The organism is Spirosoma luteolum (assembly GCF_054778875.1).
On the sequence record NZ_BAAGZE010000003.1, the window covers coordinates 245588 to 263298 of the forward strand.

A 17711-nucleotide genomic window follows, 5' to 3' on the forward strand; every position below is an offset into this window, starting at 1 on the left:
CCCCTGCACCCGTCTCCGCACCCGGCCACCTGAACCGCCTACCCTTAGACCTAATCACAACCAATGACCCGATTTAGCATACTCTGTCTGTCGCTGCTGTGTAGTTATACACTGCTGGCGCAACCTAAAGCCGGTCGTCCGCTCACCGAAGACGATTATTACCACATGGTTACCCTGCCTATCCCCGAAGGCGTACTGCTGGAAGTGGGGGGCATGGCCGTGCTGCCCGACGGGCGGCTGGGCGTATCGACGCGCCGGGGCGAGGTCTGGATGATCAGCAACCCCTACATGCAGGGCACCCGGCAGCCGCAGTTCAAGCGCTTCGCATCGGGTCTGCACGAACCACTGGGCCTGGCCTACCGCCGGGGCGAAATTCTGGCTACCCAGCGCGGTGAGGTCACCAAACTGATCGATACCGATGGCGATGGCAAGGCCGACGATTATCAGTCGCTGGTGAAGTGGCCGCTGGCCGGCAACTACCACGAGTACAGCTACGGCCCCGTGCCCCTGCCCGACGGCGACATGCTTGTGACGCTCAATCTGGGCTGGATCGGCTACGGCGCCAGCCTGTCGAAGTGGCGGGGCTGGATGATGAAACTAAACGACAAGGGCGAACTGACCCCCTGGGCCACGGGCCTGCGGTCGCCGTCGGGCTTTACGCAGCTGCGCAACGGCGCTATCCTGTACTCCGAAAACCAGGGCGATTGGGTCGGGTCGGGCCGTATTACCCAGCTCGACAAAGGCACATTTGCCGGCAACCCGGCGGGCCTGAAATGGACCAGCGAGCCCGGCTCTCCGCTCAAACTGAAACCCGAAGATATTCCGAACACGGGACAGCCCCTCTACGAAGCGGCCAAGAAAGTACCGGCGCTGAAAAACCCGGTAGTCTGGTTTCCGCATACGATCATGGGTATCTCAACGGCCGACATTGTCGAAGACACCACCGCCAACCGCTTCGGCCCCTTCGATGGACAGCTGTTTGTGGGCGATCAGGGCCACAGCAAAGTGATGCGGGTGTTTACCGAAACGGTAGGCGGGCAGCTGCAGGGCGTTTGTTTCCCGTTCCGCGAGGGCTTTCAGTCGGGTATCCTGCGCATGGCGTGGGGTGTCGATGGGTCGCTGTTCGTGGGGATGACCAGCCGGGGCTGGTCGGCAACAGGCAAAGCCCCTTACGGTGTACAGCGGCTGGTCTGGACGGGCAAGATGCCGTTCGAGATGAAGGCCGTCCGATCGATGCCCGACGGCTTCGAGGTTGAGTTTACGCTGCCGGCCGATAAAAAGACGGCCGCCGATCCGGCGTCGTATAGCCTCAACAGCTTCACCTACAAATACCATAACACCTACGGCAGCCCCATCGAAGACGCCAAAGCCGTGCCCATCCGGGGCATTGTGGTGTCGGACAACGGGTTGAAAGCCCGCATCGTGGTCGACACAACGCTGCGGCTGGGGTACATCCACGAGCTGAAAGCCGAGGGCGTCAAATCGACCACCGGTCTGCCGCTGCTGCATACCGTTGGGTATTACACCCTCAACAACATTGCCCAGGGCGAGAAACTGACCATTGCCGCGCCGGCTAAACACGTGCACGACATGAGCGCCATGGCCTCGACCAAAGCAGGTCCGGCAGCACCAGCCACCAAAGGCGCGAAGGGCGCAGCCGTTGCCAAAGGCGGCAAATCGACGGCGGCCAAGCGGATTACCGAGCAACCCGCCGACTGGACCAATGGCCCCGACCAGACCGTCACGATCGGCACGAAACCGGGGTTGAAATTCGATATGGAGCAGGTTGAAGTAAAGGCGGGCAGCCGCGTGAAGTGGATTTTCAACAACAACGACGACATGCTGCACAACTGCGTGATCACGAAGCCCGGCATGGCCGACGCCGTAGCCGAAGCGGCTCTGCGGCTGAACCTGAACGGGCCGAAGCTGAACTACGTACCGAACAGCCCGAATGTCGTTTTCCACACCAACATTCTGCAGCCCGAAACCACCGAAGCAATCTACTTCACGGCGCCCACCGAGCCGGGTGAGTACCAGTATATCTGCAGTTTCCCCGGCCATGCATCGCTCATGCGCGGGGTGATCAAAGTAGTGAAGTAAAGGCTGTTCAGGGCTGTAACCCAGCCGCCCCGAGCGCACACGAAGTAATCCATTTACAGTGACGTATGGCTGTACCGGCAGATTTGTCGGTACAGCTTTTTTTGTCTATTCCTTCCTCGTATGAAAGTGTTTCTTTTCTCATTACTGGCTGGCCTGGCCACCACGGCATATGCCCAGTCCGTCTCGGAGGCTATCCGAGTCAACCAAATTGGCTACTACCCCAACGGCCCCAAGGTCGCGGTACTCGTCGGCGACAAAACGGGGGCGTTTCAGGTAGTAACGGCCGAAACAAACCGGGTGGTCTTCACCGGTACCCTGGGCGATGCCCGCATCAACCCCATATCGGGCAAAACAACCCACCTGGCCGACTTCTCGGCTTTCCAGAAACCCGGCACCTACGCCATCCGGATTCCCGACGAAGGGCAGTCGTATCCCTTTGTGATCAAAGCCAATGTCTACAAGCCGCTGGCCGCAGGTGCCATCAAAGGGTTTTACTACCAGCGGGCGTCGACGGCGCTGCCGGCGTCGCTCGCCGGCCAGTGGGCCCGGGCCGCCGGGCACCCCGATACCCAGGTCCAGATTCACCCGTCGGCCGCGTCGGCCAGCCGGCCCGCCGGTACGGTTATTTCGTCGCCCCGGGGCTGGTATGACGCGGGCGACTACAACAAATACATTGTCAACTCGGGCATTACGGTATCAACCCTGCTGTCGCTCTGTGAAGACTTTCCGGCTTACGTCAAAACCCTGACCGTCGACATTCCCGAACAGCAGAACGCCCTGCCCGATCTGCTCGACGAAACCCTCTGGAACCTGCGCTGGATGCTTACCATGCAGGACCCGGCCGACGGGGGTGTGTACCACAAACTGACCAACGCCAAATTCGACGGGATGGTGATGCCCGACAAGGCACCCAACGTGCGGTATGTGGTACAGAAAAGCGTGACGGCTACGCTCGATTTTGCGGCCGTTATGGCGCAGGCCAGCCGGGTACTCAAACCCTACAATAGTCAGCTGCCCGGCCTGGCCGACTCCTGCCTGACGGCTGCCACGCAGGCCTGGACTTGGGCCAAAGCAAACCCCAATGCCCTTTATGATCAGGACGCGCTCAACAAACGCTTCAAGCCCGACATAACAACGGGTACCTACGGTGATAAAGACGCCGGCGATGAGTGGATCTGGGCTGCGGCTGAGCTGTACGTGGCCACCAAAGACGACGCCTACTACAACGCCGTTAACCTGTTTCCAAACGACAAAACGCCCCTGCCTACCTGGTCGCAGGTGCGCACCCTGGCCTACTATACGCTGGCCCGGGCGGGCAACAACCTGACGCCCCTTGGCCGGCGCAACCTGCCGCAGGTGAAACGCCACCTGCTTACCCTGGCCGATTCGCTGATTCAGGGAGTCGACCGGCAGGCGTTCGGCACGGTGATGGGCAAACGCCCGGCTGATTTTATCTGGGGTAGCAGTGCCGAAGCCGCCAACCAGGGCATTGCCCTGATTCAGGCCTACCGGCTTACCAGTTCGCCCAATCGCAGGCAATACCTGCGCTACGCCCTCGCCAATCTGGACTACCTGCTGGGTCGCAACGCCGTTGGGTATTCATTCGTGACAGGGTTTGGCACTAAATCGACCCTGCACCCACACCACCGCCCCTCCATTGCCGACGGCGTCGATGCGCCGGTGCCGGGCTTGTTGTCGGGGGGTACCAACGCCCGGGCCGCCCAGCAGGACAAGTGCGCGGGCTACACGACTACCGTAGCCGACGAGGTATATCTGGATGCCGACTGTTCGTATGCGTCCAACGAGATTGCCATCAACTGGAACGCCCCGCTGGTGTACCTGACGGCCGCGCTCGAAGCGCTCCAGCGCGAGCAAAGTACAGCCAGGACGCTGAAGCCCTAGGGCAGCTGGGTCAGTTCCAGCACCACACTCGTACGACGGTCGCTGATCTGCGGATTCACGCCTACGGTCATCAGGTAATCGCCCGTATAAGTGGCCTCGGCCATGGGTTTGCCGCCCGGCATCACATTCTGCTCCTGAATCCGGTACGTTTTGGCCGGATTCAGCCCCTGCAGACGCACCGGCTCCGTGGAGCCGGCCCGGTAGCGGTTGCCGGTCAGGTACGAAAACCAGACGGCTTTGTCCTGCTGCTCGCTTACGTACAGCATCGACGCCAGATTGCCGGTATAAGGCGATTTGAGCCGGAACAAATCGCCCTGCCAGATCACCGGTTTCAGCCGGTTGTAAGTAGCCAGCGCCTGCTGGCTGAACGCCAGTTCGTCGGGCGTGAGTTTACTGACGATGATATCGTAGCCCAGTTTACCCATCATGGCCACATCGGTCCGGAATTTCAGCGGCTGTTTACCCCAGTCGGTTACGTGGTTGCAGGTAGCTATGGCGGGGAAGAAATACGACGAATTCCACTGGATGAAAATGCGTTCGAGCGGGTCGGTGTTGTCGCTGGGCCAGAACTCGGTGAAATACTGCAGCGCGCCGTAGTCGACGCGCCCCCCGCCCCCCGAACAGAGCATCATGGGCAGCTTCGGGTACTTGGCCCGCAGCCGGTCGAGCACCTTGTATAGCCCCTGTACGTAATCGACATACAGGTTTTGCTTGTTGGGCAGGGTGGCCGAATAGGCGTTGAAGATAACCGAGTTGCAATCCCACTTGAAGTAAGCGATTCCCGGATTACGGGTCATCAGCCCATCCACAATACCGTACACAAAATCCTGCACCTGCGGATTCGACAGGTCGAGTACGAGCTGATGGCGGAAGTAGGTTTCGGGTCGGTTGGGTTGCCGCAGTACCCAGTCGGGATGTTTTTCGTAGAGTTCGCTCTTCGGGTTCACCATTTCCGGTTCAATCCAGAGGCCAAACTTCACACCCGTTTTGTCGGCGGCCTTCACCAGGTACCCGAGACCGCTGGGCAGCTTCTTTACGTTTTCCTGCCAGTCGCCCAGCCCGGCCGTGTCGCCGTTGCGGGGGTGCTTGTTGCCGAACCAGCCATCGTCGAGCAGAAACATATCGACGCCGAGCTTTTTGGCATCGCCGATAAGGGTGGCCAGTTTGGTTTCGTCGAAATCGAAATAGGTAGCCTCCCAGTTGTTGAGCAGGGTCAGCCGGTTGCCATTGCCCTGGGCGATCCGGTGGTTGCGGGCCCAGCGGTGCAGGTTGCGGCTAACGCCCCCCTTGCCCTGCGTCGAATAGCTGAACACAAAGGCGGGCGTCGTAAAGTCGCGGTTGGGCGCCAGGGTATACTCTGACGCGTAGGGGTTTATGCCCGCCAGCACGCGCAGGTGATGCAGCGGATCGACGTCAAACGCCAGCTGGTAGTTGCCCGACCACGATAGGTTTCCGCCGATCACGGCCCCCGTTTCTTCCTGCGCGGGCTGGTTGAGCGACAACAGAAACGAGGGCGGCTGAAATAGATCGGCCCGAGTGCCGAGTTTCGAGTCGAGAATCTTCAGGCCCGCCGTCAGTTCCACTTCTTCCGGGCGCATTTCCTGGGCCCACTCGCCGTGAAAGTGGGTCAGGAAGTATTTTTCGGCGGGCAGATACAGATTGGCCGACAGGTATTTCTGCAGCCGAACGGGCGCTTTTTCGGCATGTCGAATCACGCTCCACTGTTCTAGCACATCTTCGTTGCGGTAGGCGCGGTAGTGCAGCGTCACCGTAAACGGGTAGTTGGGGTCTTTGAGCACCACCGTCGTGAGCGTTACGCCCGCCCCTGCCGGTCGGGTTTCGTGCGACACGTACTTCAGCTCCAGCGAGGGATTGCCATCGGCATGGACAGCCTGGATGGCTGGTTCGAGCAGGTTGCGGGTGCCGCTGGTACTGTAGGCGGCCTGAAACACGTCGGTATAACCGTCGGGGTTGCGGCCGTTGACCGGTATCCGGCTGTATTCGGCCGGATTTTGCAACCGCTGGCCCAGGTGCGCCACCAGTACCGTCTGGTCGGCTTCGACCCGCAGTACCAGCGCGGTATGTTCGGTTTCGATGGGAATCAGCACGGGCGCCTGGGCACTGGACAACGACAAGCTGATAAACGGAAGCAAAACGATGAGCAGGGTACGCATGCGGGTAGCAAAAGGTAAAAAGAGGGGCATAAACCAGCGTTAGTGAGCGGCCGTTGCCGATACGGGTGGGTTGATCATGATATGGGCGCGATGGGTGCCGGGGTCCATGAGCCAGGGCATACCGGGCGCGTCGGGCTTCAGCGGCAGGCCGGTACTCTCGGGCGTCGCATACGGAATGTAAACCACGTAGCGCAGATACCCATCGGTCACCTCACCCGTAGCCGGGCTGTAACTTTCCTCTTTGGCCGTGTACGAAAACAGCGACGAGGGGTGCGTCGGCATCAGCAGCTTTTTGTCGGCTACCTCCTGCTCGCGAATTTTCAGGATTTCGTCGGGCTTTTTACCCGCCTGTTTCAGCGCACGGCCCCGTTCCATGAAGGGTTCCAGATCGCGGTGGTAGCACGACACGTTCAGCCCTTTCTGCCGCGGATCGTCGGCCAGGCATACCAGTTCGTTGGTGCCTTTTCGCAGCAGCGTGAACGTCATGTCGGGCTTATAGCCATACACGGCGGCCCCGTTGCGTTTGTCAGCCGGAGCCGCCAGCACGGCCGTTTTGATTTGCACATCGGGCGCGGGCACGGCGGGGGTCTGGGCCAGGGCAGTCGACAGGGCGACGGGCAGGGTGCCGAGGAGAAAGGCGTTTTTCATGGGCTGCGTTTGTTTATCTGGTAAGGCAACAGCTCGGCCGTACTACTTGCGACCCCGCCCCGCCACTTGCCCCGGCGGGCTGGTTATTGATAGCCCCGGGCCTGCAGCCGGAACAACTCGGCGTAACGACCGTTGGCCGCCAGCAGTTCGGCATGGCTGCCAATCTCGAGTACCGCGCCATTTTCGAGCACCAGAATCCGGTCGGCCATGCGCACGGTGCTGAACCGGTGCGAGATAATTACCGACGATTTACCGTTTGTGAGCTGCCCGAACCGTTCGAACACCTCATATTCAGCCCGGGCGTCGAGGGCCGCCGTGGGCTCATCGAGGATAACGAGCTGGGCATCGCGCATGTAGGCCCGGCCCAGCGCCACTTTCTGCCACTCGCCCCCCGACAGGTCGACGCCCTTGTTGAATGAGCGCCCCAGCTGCTGATCGTAGCCCCCGGCCAGCTTGGCAATGACGGTATCGGCCAGGCTGCGCTGCGCCGACGTTTCGATACGCGGCTGGTTAGTACGCTCGTCGATGTCGCCCACGGCGATGTTGATGCCGGCCGACATTTTGAAGCGGGTATAATCCTGAAAAATAACGCCGATGTTGCGCCGAAGGTCAAACAGGTCGTACTCGCGCAGGTCGTAGCCATCGAGCAGGATTCGCCCTTCGGTGGGGTCGTAGAGCCGGGCCAGCAGTTTGACCAGGGTGGTTTTGCCCGCCCCGTTTTCGCCCACCAGCGCCAGCTTTTCGCCCGCCCGCAGCGTAAACGACAGGTGCCGCAGCGCCCAGCGTTCCGCCCCGTTGCTGTATTTGAAGCCGACATTATCGAACACGAAGCCTTCCCGAATGGGGTTCGGGAAGGGCCGCGTTACGGCAGGCGAGTGAATAAGCGGCCGGATGGCGAAAAAGTCGAACAGATCCTGCAGATAGATAGCTTCCTGCGTCAGGCTGCTGAACTGGAGCAGAATACCCTCGAGCGAGCTGCGCACCTGCCGGAACGAGCCCGCCAGAAACGTCAGGTCGCCAAGCGAAATCTGGCCCGTTACGGCCCGCAGTAAAATCCAGACGTAGGCGCCGTAGTAGCCCGCCGTGCCCAGCGCCGTCAGCAGGGTGCCCCAGCCCGCCCGGCTGATGGCCAGGGCGCGGTTTTTTGTAAAGTACTGCCACGAGAGCGTCCGGAAACGGTCGATCAGGAAATCCGACAGACCGAAGATTTTCACTTCCTTGGCGGTTTCGTCGCTCGCGCCTACGTACCGCAGGTAGTCGAGTTCGCGCCGTTCGGGGGTCCAGGAGCGCGAGAGCGAGTAGCTGCGCTGGTTGAAGTAATTGTCGCCGATGAACGAGGGCGTAACGGCCACCAGAATCAGCAGCAGCAGCCAGGGGTTATAAACGGCCAGCCCGGCAGCCAGAAAGCCAATCGAGATCATCTCCTGTACCTGCCCGAACACGCCCGAGAGCAACACCGTGCGTCCGGTGGTTTGCCGACGGGCCCGTTCGAGTTTATCATAGAACGTGGCGTCTTCAAACTGCTCCATGTCGAGACGGGCTGCGTGCTCCATCAGCTGAATCGATGTCTGGTTGGCAAACAGATCGCCCAGTAGTCCATCCATCAGGGCTACCGCCCGGGCCAGTGCCGTCGACAGGATAGCCAGCCCGAATTCAGCGCCGATCAGCCACCACAGCTGCGTGGTATCGTCGGGGCCCGACTGCCGGCTTAGCAGCACCACCTGGTCGATAATGAGTTTGCCAATGTAGAGCGTAGCGGCCGGAATAGCTGCCCGGATCAGGCGCAACAGGGCGTTGCCCAGAAACAGGCCGGGCGATGTTTGCCAGACCAGTCGAAAAAAAGCGGGCAGATTGCCCAATGCTGCAAATCGTTCGCGCCAGCTTACTGATTCAGACGCGGTGGTATCGGTTGTTTTGTTTGTTCTTGCCATTCATTGAAAAGACAAGGCCGGTGCGCGATTAGTTCTGAATCAGTCGGTTCGTTGGGCCACCGGGCAAAACGTGCCGGTCGCCCCTTCCGTCGGCGCCAACTAGTCCGGGAGCTGACTACCTTTGCGGGTCACACGCGGACTGGTATCTGTCCGCCCTGTTCCATGCACCCTACCCTCCTTTTCCTCTGGCTCTGGCTGCTGCCCGCCCCCCGCCCCCAGCCCGACCCGGGTGGTATTCGCTTTTTCGGCGGTACCTGGCAGCAGGCCCTCGATGAGGCCCGGCGCCAGCACAAGCCTATTTACCTCGACGTGTACACGACCTGGTGCCCGCCCTGCCAGCGTATGGCCCGCGAAGCGTTTCCGAATCCGGCGGTAGGTGCAGCCTTCAACGACCGTTTTATTGTCTGCCAGGTCAATGCCGAACAGGGCGAAGGCCCCGAACTGGCCAGGCGCTACAGTGTAGCCAGTTATCCCACGGCCCTGTATTTTACCCCCGCCGGCGAGCTGGTGCACCGGTCGGTAGGCTACGCGGGGGTCAGCGCGCTGGTGCAGCAGCCCGACCTGATTCTGTCGATGCCCATCATGCGCCGGGCCCTGCGCCGGCGCCCCACAGCCCCCGTGCCGGCCGCTATGCCCGCGCCAGCTGCTGCCGATAGCCTGAACCGCTGAGGGGCAAACGCTGACCTTTACTCATGATTAATCAGAACTTAATGCCGGGTGGGTAGTGCCTGTTGTTATTTGAGGATCAGATACATCAACCAAACTAACCACCGCATGTCTACGCAGGCCTTCACCCGTTTTTTCGAGCGCTTTGCCCAGCGCGCTACCCAGGCCACCGGGTCGTCGACGGCCTTTCTGCTGGCCCTTCTGACCATTATCGTCTGGGTTATCACAGGACCAATTTTTGGTTATTCCGATACCTGGCAGCTCGTTATCAACACCGGCACCACTATTATCACGTTTCTGATGGTATTCCTGATTCAGAAATCGCAGAATAAGGATTCACTGGCCATGCAGATCAAACTCAATGAGCTGATTGCCGTGAACCGCAAGGCCAGCAACCGGCTGCTCAATGTGGAGGATCTGAGCGAAGCCGAACTACACGCCCTGCACGTATTTTTCGGCAAGCTGGCCGAGAAAGCCAAGCACGAGCTGACGCTGAGCGAATCACACTCGATCGAAGAAGCCGAGGAAATCCACGAAGAGAAACTGGAAGAGCAGGACAAACGGCGGGCAATCCGGCAAAACGACCGGCCCAAACGTTAGGCATCCAGTGCCCACTCGCCTGCCGCTACATACTGCACCGTGCCGCCGATCTGCAGGCGATAATCGCCCCTGGCGGTAAGGGACCCGTCCAGTTCGAGCAGCGATGGTCGCCCGGCTTCGTACCCCTGCTCGACTCGCAGGCGCACGGCGCCATCGCCCAGCACCCGGTTTTTAAGCAGGTAAGCCAGCAGGCACGAACCCGCGCTGCCCGTAGCGTAGTCTTCGGCCACGTGGCCCTGCTCGAAGCAGAACATACGGGCGTTGAGGCCGTGGGCCGGATCGTACGTTTCGGAGCAGACTGGATAAAGCGACGTATGCAACCCCTCGGGACTGTTGGTCTTGTGCAGGCCGTGCCGCAGCAGCCACGCTTCCAGCGCCGACACGTCGATCCGGATAGCCCGCATGGCCGCCAGTGTCCGGATGGGGATAATAACGTAGAGCAAGCCCGTACTGACCCGCTCGATGGGCAGCCGGTCGTCGAGCGCATCGGGCGGCAACTGGAGTAGTTCGGCCAGTTCGGCTCGGTCGTAGCTGCTCCCGAAGGTGGGCTGAGCAGCCGTCAGCCAGGGGGTATCGCCTATCCACTGCACCGGCACTGGTCCCACCCCCAGCTGCAGCGTCAGCGGAGCACGCCCCGTACCGACCAGCCGATTGGCCAATACCCAGGCCGTTCCCAGCGTGGGGTGACCGGCAAACGGCACTTCGTATTCGGGCGTAAAAATGCGTACCGCAAAGCCCGCACCGGGCGAGCCGCCCATGACAAAGGTAATTTCCTGAAAGCCCAGCTCGCGGGCAATCGTCTGCATGAGTTCGGTCGTCAGCAGCGCCTGCGCGGCCGGGTCGCGGGCATCGAAAACGGCCAGTGGGTTGCCCTGGTAACGCTGCGGAGCAAATACATCGACAATGGTATACGGTAGGGTTGTCATGAGCGGTGTCGTCTTTACCAGATCAACCACAATTGGTTCGATCTGGGTTCGCGCGGGCCTTTTTTCACCCACCCCCTCAGGCAGCGCATCGGTACCCAGCGATCAGGCCGATCGGGTCAGGCAATTAGTTCGATGCGGTTCTGCTCGGGGTCGAGCACCACGCTTTCGTAGTAACCATCGCCGGTTCGGCGGGGTTCGCCAACCACCCGATAGCCGTCGGCACGCAGCCGCTCGGTCAGGCCATCAACGGCGGTTTCGCTGCCAAGCTGCAGGGCCAGATGGGTGAGCCCCGTGGCCTGCCCAATCGGATCGGTCAGACTCTCGGGAATATCTGCTCGCTGCATGAGCTCGAGCCGGCAGCCTGGCTCGCCGGCCGCGCCCCCAAACGTCAGGAAATACGTTAGCAGGTCGGTGCGGCTGTTGTGATACCGGTCGTTGGCGGTGGCCCCGAAATAGGTTTGGTAAAAGGTGCGCATCGCTTCCAGATTCCGCACCCAGATGGCTACATGGTCGATTCTCATGCCGCAAACCTACGACCACCCGCCCGGGCTCCCTGCTGTTCTGTTGACCAAAACAGCAGCGCTATTGGCCGACAGGCGACCGTTTAGTCTAGTGGAGCGGATACGGGCGGTAAACATGAATGAAATTTGTTCTTTTGTCGGATCAGGTCACGCGTCCTATCCATTGTCGAATCACCATTTATGAGTACCGAAACCCTCGTTTCTGTTCACCCAGCACACAAAGGCCTGGCCTTTATTCTCAATAAAACCTATAAGGAAGGCCTCTCGGCCGATGCGCTTCACGACATTACGCGGGGCGTATGGTATCACCCACCCCATGCCGATGCCTCACTCCAGTATGCTTTCGCGACTTACAAAGGCGTGGTGCTAGAAGTATACACGATCGAGGGCTGGCAGAAAGCCGGTACAACACCCTACACGACCCGGCACATTCACCAGACGCCCAACCTGCACAAACGCTGGGAGTTTGTAGGCACTGTGGCACCCGACGCCATTCGGGACCTGTACGTTGGCAAAAAAATCGAGATAGAGCGAAGTTATGGAAGCCCCTTCGTGGTGGTGGGTCATGCGTAGAGGCCAGCCAACAGGCAAAAAAGCGGCCCGCCGGATACACTCCGGCGGGCCGCCCTGCCTTTCGGCGAGTCGTTTCTAGAAGCCCATTTTTACGTCATTCCGCTCGCCCGACACCGTCTGATCATCGAGGTTGAAAATGTCGGCCAGGGTCATCGGGTCGGTGGTGCGATAGGTCATGCCGAGCTGGGTCAGCAGGGCGTTGGCCTTGGCAGGAGCCAGTTTCCCAAACGCATAATCGACCATCAGGCGGCCTTTCCGCATCAGGGCTTTGTCGAGCAGATGTTTGCTGGCGTTGAAGGTCGCAATCACCTGAATATGCATGCAGTCGGCCAGCAGCCCATCGGTCAGGTTCAGGATATTCGACACGCTGTTGGTGTCACCCCCGGCCTCACGCGACTGCAGAATCCGCTCGGCATCCTCGATGATCAGTACCGAATCTTTATTGTCGAGCAAAAACGGAATGATCTCGGGCGAGGTCAGGTAGTTGGTCATGTAAGGCGGCAGAATAAGCATATCCTTCCTGACCAGTGAACTCAGGTATTTGATGTAGGTGGTTTTGCCGGTGCCGGGTTCGCCATGGAGCAAGATCAGCCCTTTGCTTTTGGGCTGACCCAGCAGCCCCACCAGCCGCTCATGCACGGCCGGGAAATCGTCGTTGTAGTGCAGCCCCAGATCGATGGCCGGGGGCGTAATCTCGACACGCTCGGTATGCAGCCCCCCCAGCCCACTCTGAATCAGGTAGATGTGCGTCTGGTTGTCTTCGTGCACATACTTATGCGTTTGCAGCCCTTCGAGCACCCCCCGTACGGCCTGCTCATCGCGGTAGAGCCCATAGAGCCGAAAAAAGCGGTCGCCCACAAATTCGGCCTTCAGCACAATACCGTCGGGATGCTGATAGACCCGTTCGATCACCTGCCAGCCCTCGTCGGTAGCCCGCGTCGACAGGTTGATCGATTCGAAGCCCCGGCTCTCGATCAGCTCCCGGGCCGAACTCTTGAAATCATCACTGAAATGCAGGTAGTTAGGATACGACCCAAACACCTGTACAAAGTGCGGAGCCAGCGGAAACTCGCGGTCGAGGTCGCTGGGGATATACAGATTCTGAATAGTCGGCGGGGTAGACATACGACGGTCGGCCGTTAGGTAGCGTAACATATCCGTATGATCGGGCGTGTTGTGCGGCTTCAACGGAGTGTGCGGTTGGGTTAGTTGGTACAAGATACCCAAAACGGGCATAAAAGCCCAGTTTCATCGATCGGGGCCGGGCACCTCAGTAAGCAAAGCGCAGTTCGCCCGGCGAAAAACGGAACATCAGCTCATGCACGCTATTCTCGTTGTAGAGTGTCGAAAGCGGGCTTTCGGGTGTTCGGGAATAATAGAGGTAAGCCAGCCGGATCGCTTTCGTAAGCTGATACTCGACCGTAGCCTGCACATAGTTTGTCTGAATCAGGCCCGGGCTGTTCTGCCGGTACGAGAGCCCCAGCCCAACTTGTTCGGCAAACCATACCCGGGCGTTCAGATCGACGCCCAGGGGGCGGTTGGCGATTTTAGAAACCAGCACCGACGGCAGCAGTACGGTTGTTTCGGACAGCGGAAACTGCCCGCCCAGCTGCACCATCAGCGGGCGCACGGCGGGATAAAGCGTCTGGCCGGCAATACTGGGTTTACGCGACAGCACCTCGGGCATCGATACGCCCCCGTAGAAGCGCTCGGAGCGGTAATACACGCCGAAGCCCAGACTACCCACCGCCCGATTGATGCTGGCGGCACTGCCCACATCGTAGATCGGCAACACGTTTACGCCCCCCTGCATACCAATGGAGAGGTGCGCCAGCGCCGGCAGGTTGATGCGGTACGCCACGCTGCCCAGCACGCCGTTGGCGGCAAACAGGCCCATGCGGTCGTTGAACGCCTGAAAGCCCAGGCCCACGCGCCCTCGGGCCACCGCGCCGTCCATCGACACGGTCTGGGTAAGGGGGGCGTTGCGAATGCCGATCCATTTCCGGCGCAGAAAGGCCGAGAGGTAGAAGGTTTCGCGCGAACCGGCATAGGCCGGGTTGATACTGAGGTTGTTGACCAGATACTGCGAATACAGTACTTCGCGCTGCGCCCGGACGGGCACAGCCAGGCCCACGAGCAGGAGCAGGCAAAGGCAATAGCGATGCGTAACGGATACCATACGGGCAATCGAATGCGGGCGATCGGGTTCGGCCGCCGGGCGAATTTACCCGTTTTGTAACCGTTCGCTACTCGAGTTTTAAAATCTTGATCTCTGTACGCCGGTTTTGCTGGTGCTCTTCTTCGGTGCAGTCTACGCCGTCGGCACAGCTGTTGGTCAGTTCGCTTTCGCCGTACCCCTTCGCAATCATGCGTTTGCCAGCAATGCCTTTCGACTTCAGGTACGCCACCACCGCCCGGGCGCGTTTGTCAGACAGGGTGCGGTTATAGTTCGCCGTGGCGCGGCTATCGGTATGGGAGCGCATTTCGATCCGCATGGCCGGATACTTGCCGAGCAGATCAACCAGCTTATCGAGTTCGACAGCCGCATCGGGCCGGATGTTGGCTTTGTTGCGATCATAGTATATGTTGTCGATCCGGATCACATCACCCTGCCGGAACATCAGCAGTTCGGTATTGCCTACCCCCTCGCGGCTGATGGTGCTGCCGGCATTGCCCATACTGGCTTTCCGGGCTTCGAGGGTATAGGGGCAGCCTTTGAGTGCCGAGAAGGCATAACTCCCGTCGGCAGCCGACATCGTTTCCTGCCGCGACTGATCGCAGCCGTTCACCAGAATGACCCGGGCTCCTTCGATGGGCGACCGGTCGGCCTGAGCCAGCACCCGGCCCTGAATGGCCAGTTCGGTCGACGGCTGGGGCTTCATCATCGAAATATCGAGCCGCAGCGGCTGATTATCGACCAGCGCTTTACTCGAGAAGCCCACCCGGTTGTCGAGGTAACCGGCCAGCGTAGTCAGAAACTGCACATCGCTGTTGTCGTCGAGGCAGAACCGCAGCTGCCCTTTATCATTGGTTGTGAGTTGACGGGCGTCGGTTTTGCCGGCCCCCTCAATCACCACGGCAGCACCCGGCAGGGGGGCCTTTGTGTCGGCATCGATCACGATCAGCGTCAGCTCCCGGCATGGGTACACCGGACTCTCCCGCTTGAAGCTGTAGATATCGTCGTCGGCACCGCCGTTCCTGCGGTTGCTGCTGAAGTAGCCGCTTTTTCGTTCGCCATCGGTTACAATGCCAAAATCGTCGGCTGGCGAGTTGATGGGTTCGCCGAGGTTGGTCAGGCTAAGCGCTTTGGCGCCGTCGGCCGTCAGCTGGGCCGAGAACAGATCGAGTTTACCCAGCCCGCCGTGGCCGTCCGACGATACGTAGAGGGTACCCCGTTCGTCGATGAACGGAAACATTTCGTTGCCCTTCGAATTGATTTCGCTACCCAGATTGACCGGTTCCGACCAGGCTCCGTCTTTCCAGAACGCTACGTAGATGTCGGTCCCCCCGAAGCCGCCGGGCCGGTCGGACGCAAAATAGAGCCGCTGATCGTCGGCCGACAGCGTGGGATGGCCCGTCGAGAACTCGTCGTTGTTGAACGGCAGTTCGACCGCCTTACTCCACTCACCATTGGTCTGCGTAGCTGTGTATAGCTTCAGCTTGTTGACCCCGTCGGTGCTTTTGCGGTACGTGCCTTCGTTGTAGTTGTTGCGGGTAAAAATGATGCGCGAGCCATCGTGCGAAAACGTGGCCGGCCCTTCGTGGTAGCGCGTATTGAGCGAGTTGGCAAACCGCTCCGATTCGCTGACCAGCACATCGCCGTAGCCCAGTCCGGCCGTAATGTTGGTACCTCCGTAGAAGCCCACCGTCCGCGAATCGTTGGCCGTAACGGCCGTGTACTTGTCGCGGCCCAGCGACCGGTTGAACAGGCTTTCGCTGCCACCGCCCCCCAGCTTGCCCGCGCGTCCCGACTGGGTAATGCTCGATTCGGGCAGGTAATACAGATCGAGAAACGGGTTGCGCCCTCCGCTCTTGCGGCCACCACGACCGGCCGAAACAAAGACGAGTCCGTCGCGGTAGCGAACCGGGCTGAACTCGGGCTGCTTCGTGTTCATCTTCAGAAACTCGATCGCGTATTTGCCCATGGTTCTGGCGTTCGACTCGGCATACAGCTCGGCAAACGTCGGGCCGCTGGTGCCGGCCCGGTTGAGCTGGTTGTAGCGATTATAAGCCGTTTGGGCATCAGTGTATTTCCCATTGCTCGCCAGCGCCTGCGCGTAGTAGAGGTAATGCGGAGCCAGTTCGGCCGGCAGTTGCCCTTCCGACAACAGCTGCGCATACACGCGTTCGGCGTTTTTCATGTCGCGCAACTGGCGGTAGCTGTAGGCCAGCTGCGACATCGCTGTTCGCCGTTCGGCATCCGACAGGCCGGCCGGTTTACTCAGTAACTGCTCGTAGAGTTCGGCGGCTTTGGCAAACGATAGCCGGTCGTACTGTCGCTCAGCCTGTTTGGCCAGCGACTGGGCCTGCCCCGCGCCAGCTATCAAACAGAGCAATACCAGAAAAGTATAAAATCGAGTCATGGTCACGGCGCCGGTTGGGAGAAAAAAAAAAGGTACGTTTGGCCCGATTGGTGGGGAAAACGTACCTTCTCAACAAGCAAATTCCAAGCCGGAATTTTAGAAGTAACGGGGGGTAAGAATCCGGTTTTTACCGAATCCGAACTCATAGCGCAGCATAAGTTCGTGCGAACTGGGGGCTACATCTTTCAGCCCGTTCATGGTTCGGTCGTAGGCATAGCCAAAGCGCAGCTGATCGGTTACCTGCAGCTCGAGCATCCCGATTATCGCATCGGTGCTGGTGGCGCTCCAGTCGCTGAACTGATTCCGGCGAATCGACGCGCCAATGGCAATGCGGTCGGCAAACCAGAAGTTAACGTTCCCATCGAAACCAAGGGGCGCTCCCTCGGCATACTTGACCAGCATCGACGGTTTCATTTTCACCACCGACCCCAGCCCAACCACAAACCCAGCGGCCAGATAGGCATGACGGCGCTGCACTGAGCGCAGCCCCAGCGCCGGCGATGCGTATTCGCTCAGCTTGTTTTTGATCAGTCGGGGCACCGAAATACTTAGATACGTGCGGTCACTGCTCAGGTAGATGCCCGTACCGAAGTTAGGCAACACCTTCGAGATGTTGCTCGAGAAGGCGGGGTCGGGCTGACCGGCACCGTCGGGCGACAGCTTCACATCGGTGAGGTTGGCGCGGTAGCTCGATGCGCCGGCCTGCAGCCCCAGCGCCAGGGTCGAGCGGGTGCCAACCTTGATCCGGAACGCGTAGGAAGCGAATCCGCCGGCTTCTTCCAGCACCCCATACTTATCGCCATAGAGTTGCAGGCCAATGCCCACCCGCTCTTTGTTGAGCGGCATATCCATGGTGAACGTAGCCGTTTGCGGAGCCCCCTCAACCCCCGTCCACTGGTTGCGGTACAGGGCCGACATACTCAGCACGTCCCGGCTCCCGGCATAGGCCGGGTTGAGGGCCATCATGTTGAACATGTACTGCGAGAACATCTTGTCCTGCTGAGCGTGGAGCTGACTGCTGCCGATCCCGAGGATCAGCAGCAGTGCAGTTGCCCACTTCTTCATTGAAAACTGCGTTGCCATTACT

The 17711-nt window shown here is 60.0% G+C and carries 14 protein-coding genes; 5 read left to right on the plus strand and 9 right to left on the minus strand.

The genetic code is table 11. The features are described from left to right. The first annotated feature begins 63 nt into the window (after positions 1-63). Entirely contained in the window at positions 64-2100 is a 2037-nt protein-coding gene (locus ACYVAC_RS03800; protein ID WP_461096243.1) for a plastocyanin/azurin family copper-binding protein, read from the plus strand. Between the two features lie 120 nt (positions 2101-2220). Beyond that, positions 2221-4002, plus strand: a complete 1782-nt coding sequence (locus ACYVAC_RS03805) for a glycoside hydrolase family 9 protein (protein WP_461096244.1) — start codon at positions 2221-2223, stop codon at positions 4000-4002. Here ACYVAC_RS03805 and ACYVAC_RS03810 read toward each other — a convergent pair. The 3 genes from ACYVAC_RS03810 to ACYVAC_RS03820 form a co-directional block, all read right to left on the minus strand. Continuing rightward, the gene (locus ACYVAC_RS03810; protein WP_461096245.1) at positions 3999-6206 is read right to left on the minus strand and encodes an alpha-galactosidase; all 2208 of its coding nucleotides are present in this window, start codon (positions 6204-6206) and stop codon (positions 3999-4001) included. The genes ACYVAC_RS03805 and ACYVAC_RS03810 overlap by 4 nt on opposite strands. A 9-nt stretch (positions 6207-6215) precedes the next feature. Beyond that, complete coding sequence (locus tag ACYVAC_RS03815; RefSeq protein ID WP_461096246.1) at positions 6216-6824, minus strand: hypothetical protein; 609 nt, start codon at positions 6822-6824, stop codon at positions 6216-6218. 83 nt (positions 6825-6907) lie between these two features. Next, positions 6908-8755 carry an ABC transporter ATP-binding protein gene (locus ACYVAC_RS03820; protein WP_461096247.1) on the minus strand — a complete coding sequence of 616 codons (1848 nt, stop codon included), beginning with the start codon at positions 8753-8755 and terminating at the stop codon, positions 6908-6910. 162 nt (positions 8756-8917) lie between these two features. Here ACYVAC_RS03820 and ACYVAC_RS03825 point away from each other — a divergent pair, with 162 nt between their 5' ends. Together ACYVAC_RS03825 and ACYVAC_RS03830 are read left to right on the plus strand one after the other, a co-directional pair. Beyond that, positions 8918-9424, plus strand: coding sequence for a thioredoxin family protein (locus tag ACYVAC_RS03825; protein WP_461096248.1), 507 nt, complete (start codon positions 8918-8920; stop codon positions 9422-9424). Positions 9425-9529: 105 nt separating this feature from the next. Further along, complete coding sequence (locus ACYVAC_RS03830) at positions 9530-10021, plus strand: low affinity iron permease family protein (RefSeq protein ID WP_461096249.1); 492 nt, start codon at positions 9530-9532, stop codon at positions 10019-10021. Here ACYVAC_RS03830 and ACYVAC_RS03835 read toward each other — a convergent pair. Both ACYVAC_RS03835 and ACYVAC_RS03840 read right to left on the minus strand, forming a co-directional pair. Then, positions 10018-10947, minus strand: coding sequence for a PhzF family phenazine biosynthesis protein (locus ACYVAC_RS03835; protein WP_461096250.1), 930 nt, complete (start codon positions 10945-10947; stop codon positions 10018-10020). The genes ACYVAC_RS03830 and ACYVAC_RS03835 overlap by 4 nt on opposite strands. Positions 10948-11063: 116 nt before the next feature. Next, positions 11064-11468 carry a VOC family protein gene (locus ACYVAC_RS03840; protein WP_461096251.1) on the minus strand — a complete coding sequence of 135 codons (405 nt, stop codon included), beginning with the start codon at positions 11466-11468 and terminating at the stop codon, positions 11064-11066. A gap of 180 nt (positions 11469-11648) precedes the next feature. On the opposite strand from ACYVAC_RS03840, the gene ACYVAC_RS03845 reads away from it, so the two are divergent. After that, on the plus strand, positions 11649-12041 hold the full coding sequence (locus ACYVAC_RS03845; protein WP_461096252.1) for a hypothetical protein: 393 nt from the start codon (positions 11649-11651) through the stop codon (positions 12039-12041). Positions 12042-12116: 75 nt separating this feature from the next. On the opposite strand, the gene ACYVAC_RS03850 is transcribed toward ACYVAC_RS03845, so the two are convergent. From ACYVAC_RS03850 to ACYVAC_RS03865, 4 genes are all read right to left on the minus strand, one after another. Beyond that, complete coding sequence (locus tag ACYVAC_RS03850; protein WP_461096253.1) at positions 12117-13166, minus strand: AAA family ATPase; 1050 nt, start codon at positions 13164-13166, stop codon at positions 12117-12119. Between the two features lie 145 nt (positions 13167-13311). Beyond that, positions 13312-14220, minus strand: coding sequence for a PorP/SprF family type IX secretion system membrane protein (locus ACYVAC_RS03855; RefSeq protein ID WP_461096254.1), 909 nt, complete (start codon positions 14218-14220; stop codon positions 13312-13314). Between the two features lie 67 nt (positions 14221-14287). Beyond that, positions 14288-16624, minus strand: coding sequence for a carboxypeptidase regulatory-like domain-containing protein (locus ACYVAC_RS03860; RefSeq protein ID WP_461096255.1), 2337 nt, complete (start codon positions 16622-16624; stop codon positions 14288-14290). Positions 16625-16720: 96 nt separating this feature from the next. Next, entirely contained in the window at positions 16721-17707 is a 987-nt protein-coding gene (locus ACYVAC_RS03865) for a PorP/SprF family type IX secretion system membrane protein (protein ID WP_461096256.1), read from the minus strand. Between the last annotated feature and the right edge of the window lie 4 nt (positions 17708-17711).